Consider the following 3,222-nt stretch of genomic DNA (forward strand, 5'->3'; position numbering starts at 1 on the left):
TCGCCCAGCGAAGTGATCGCCTTCCTGGAAGACCTGGGCCAGCGCGCCCGGCCCTTCGGCCAGAAGGACTATGAAGAACTGAAGACCTTCGCCCGTGAAAAGCTGGGCCTGGACGAACTGAAGGCCTGGGACAGCACCTATGCCTCCGAAAAACTGCGCGAGCAGCGCTACGCCTTCTCGGAACAGGAAGTGAAGCAATATTTCCCCGAGCCCAAGGTGGTTGGCGGCCTGTTCCAGGTGGCGCAGCAGCTCTTCGGCGTGCAGATCAAGCCCGATACCGCGCCGGTGTGGCACAAGGATGTGAAGTTTTACCGCATCGAGCGTGATGGCCAGCTGGTGGGCCAGTTCTACCTGGACCTGTATGCCCGCTCCGGCAAGCGCGGCGGCGCCTGGATGGATGACGCCCGCGCCCGCCGCCTGACTGCGCAAGGCGTGCAAACCCCGATCGCCTACCTGGTCTGCAATTTCACCGAACCCGCGGTAGTCGATGGCGTGGCCAAGCCGGCCCTGTTCACGCACGATGAAGTGATCACCCTCTTCCACGAATTCGGCCATGGCCTGCATCACATGCTGACGCAAGTCGATGAAGTGGGCGTGTCCGGCATTTCCGGCGTGGAGTGGGATGCGGTGGAACTGCCCTCGCAGTTCATGGAAAACTTCTGCTGGGAATGGGATGTGCTGCAGCAGCTGACCGCGCATGCTGAGACCGGCGAGCCGCTGCCGCGCGCGCTGTATGACAAGATGATCGCCGCCAAGAACTTCCAGTCCGGCCTGCAGATGCTGCGCCAGGTGGAGTTTTCGCTGTTCGACATGCTGATCCACCACGAATATGAAGCTGGTGGCCAGCAAACCGTGCAGCAGCTGCTCGACAGCGTGCGTGACCGCGTTGCCGTCATCCGCCCGCCGGAATTCAACCGCTTCCAGCATTCCTTCTCGCACATCTTCGCAGGCGGGTATGCGGCGGGATACTACAGCTACAAGTGGGCTGAAGTGCTGTCGGCGGATGCGTACAGTGCCTTTGAGGAAGCGGCTGCCGGCAGCGGCAATGTGATCTCGCTGGAAACCGGTCGCCGCTTCCAGCAGGAAATCCTGGCTGTGGGTGGTTCACGTCCGGCCATTGAGTCCTTCAAGGCGTTTCGCGGGCGGGAGCCGAGCATTGATGCGCTGCTGCGGCATAGCGGGATGGCAGCATAAGCGGGACACTTCCTGCATGCAATAACACCCTGCGCTTTTGTTCACACATTGCCGTTGAGCCTGAGGCTCAACGGCATTTTTCTTGAACTTCTACTGCATCCATCGAACAGGGCTAGATATCTGGCCAGATTAAAAAGGCGGAGCGGGAGGGTCGTTATAGGTCTCATCAATTCGCGCTCCCTTCGCGCGCCATTCCCTTTCAGCCCGCTGACGCTGTTGCTGCGACTCCTTGAGGACACCAGGAAGCAAGTCCTTCCAGCGCTCCCGGTCTTTTGGCGCGACATACGTTCGGAAATGCTGGTTTTCCCCCATCACCGTATAGGTCAGCAAATAAGAACCCGGCTTGACCGGGTCGCGCAGACTAGCCTCTCGTTTGAACGCCACCGCCAGATAGACGTGATCAGCATAAAACGTCCATTTGGAAAGATCCTCGAGTGCCATCCACTCAGTGAACGTTGGCTCGTAATCAGGATCGAGACTGCTGGCCGACGAATTTTTCACTACATAGTCCAGCCGTTGCGCCCCCCGGATTCTCGGGTCATCACGTTCAATGAAGGGTGTCCAGCCCGCCTTGCGGATTGCTTGCAAGAGAGCGAAGAGCTTCTGGCGCGCTTCGTCATGTCCGATCAAGTCCGGGGCGGTGATGCCAGCGAACACTTCATACTGGACGATTCCTTCCGCAGGAGCTAGAGACTCCGCCATGCCTTGAAAGCCCAGCACGTAAGGTATCGTGAACGAGTACTTGCCATGGGCAATCGTGACGGAGCCAGGATTGTGCTGAGCCCAATGCGCCGTGTAGAAATTCACACCTGGCCCCTGCTGGGTCACGTTGATCTGTCCGGCATTGTCACGGAGCAGCTTTTCTGGCGACTCATTGATGGAAATAGTAAGAGATGACATAGGGTGGCGTTCGGGAGATGACGGCGTGCAAGCCGAGAGCAAACAGGCAAGGTACGCGAAAGCGAAAACGAATTTCATGGTTCAGAAGGGCGGCGCAAAGACCGGATCCGAGTCCAGTCCGGCATCGGACAAGTTGACCCACCCGGCGATGGTATTGAGTTCATTTTCCATATAAGCGGATTCTGTTTGCATGAGGTGATGAAACCGGTTCGCTGCAGCGGAAATCCAGGCCATCCGGCTTTTCAAGTTCTCGAGGACGGTATCATCAGGCGCGATCGATTTGCGCAAGGCACTGCGGGTATCGCACGCGTGATTGAAAACCAGTTGCAAATCAGGGCTGGCCCACTGGATCAGCGCGCAGCGCTGACGCTCCACCCACTTGGAGAAATCAGGGTCCTCATAAATCAGTGGCTGAAGGATGACGCCTTGTTCATGATCCGCGATGGCCAACAGATTTGCCATCTGGATCGCCGGACGTTTGGAAGGATTCTTTTGCGTTTCGAATTCTTTGGTCTTCTGGAATGCACGCTTGATGTGAGTGCATTCGCTCATATTCTTGATCTTTGGGAGCGCCTCATCTTTCCACGGATAAAAATTCATTTGAGCTTGAACTGGCTTCAGGTACTGGGCAGCATTGCGTTGATTGACGCACAGATCAAAGCTCTGCGGATATTTATTATAGTAATAGTGCCAACCGCTGATGTCATAGAACAGCCAGAGATTACCTTTAGCCAGACCCTGGAAGACGGTTTGAAGCATCTCCACACGCAGCATGTCCAAGGAGCAGGCGACCGTTTTACTGGCAAACGCGCCCAGGGCCATCCAATAGTGCCGTCCTTTGAGGTCGGCATTGCCACCGTCTTCGGTTTCTAGGTAAAAGCGAGCATAGGTCGCTGCAATGCGCTTGGCCCGAGTGCTATAGGCCTGCAATATTTTCCCCTTGCCTTTGCCGACCAATTCACACATACGGATCGTGCTGAATTGCTGAACGATCGACCACATTCCGTTGCAATCACAGCGCACGTCGACGCAGGATTTTTCCCTGCTATTGGTTTGCGCTACAGTCTTGACCAGATCGCCCATGGAGAACCTCTTTCATGTTATCAGCCCATCTCCTGGCGGCGTGGC

At 56.6% G+C, this 3,222-nt stretch carries 3 protein-coding genes; 1 reads left to right on the forward strand and 2 read right to left on the reverse strand.

Annotation, left to right across the window (positions count from 1 at the left end; genetic code table 11):
- Positions 1-1,194: M3 family metallopeptidase (locus tag B3873_RS22675; RefSeq protein WP_286869204.1), on the forward strand; the 1,194-nt coding region annotated here is incomplete at its 5' end.
- A gap of 129 nt (positions 1,195-1,323) precedes the next feature.
- Here B3873_RS22675 and B3873_RS22680 read toward each other — a convergent pair.
- A complete protein-coding gene (locus B3873_RS22680; RefSeq protein ID WP_286869205.1) occupies positions 1,324-2,172 on the reverse strand; it encodes a hypothetical protein in 849 nt (282 codons plus the stop codon).
- Between the two features lie 3 nt (positions 2,173-2,175).
- Positions 2,176-3,177, reverse strand: coding sequence for a DUF2515 family protein (locus B3873_RS22685; RefSeq protein ID WP_286869206.1), 1,002 nt, complete (start codon positions 3,175-3,177; stop codon positions 2,176-2,178).
- Positions 3,178-3,222 lie beyond the last annotated feature (45 nt).

Origin of the sequence: Herbaspirillum sp. UBA812, from assembly GCF_002296545.1 — a bacterium.
Classification (GTDB): domain Bacteria; phylum Pseudomonadota; class Gammaproteobacteria; order Burkholderiales; family Burkholderiaceae_D; genus Herbaspirillum; species Herbaspirillum huttiense.

Excerpts from the sequence above, each read along its gene's own strand:
- B3873_RS22680 (WP_286869205.1), bottom strand. The coding sequence starts at position 2,172 with ATGAAATTCGTTTTCGCTTTCGCGTACCTTGCCTGTTTGCTCTCGGCT.
- B3873_RS22685 (WP_286869206.1), bottom strand. The coding sequence starts at position 3,177 with ATGGGCGATCTGGTCAAGACTGTAGCGCAAACCAATAGCAGGGAAAAA.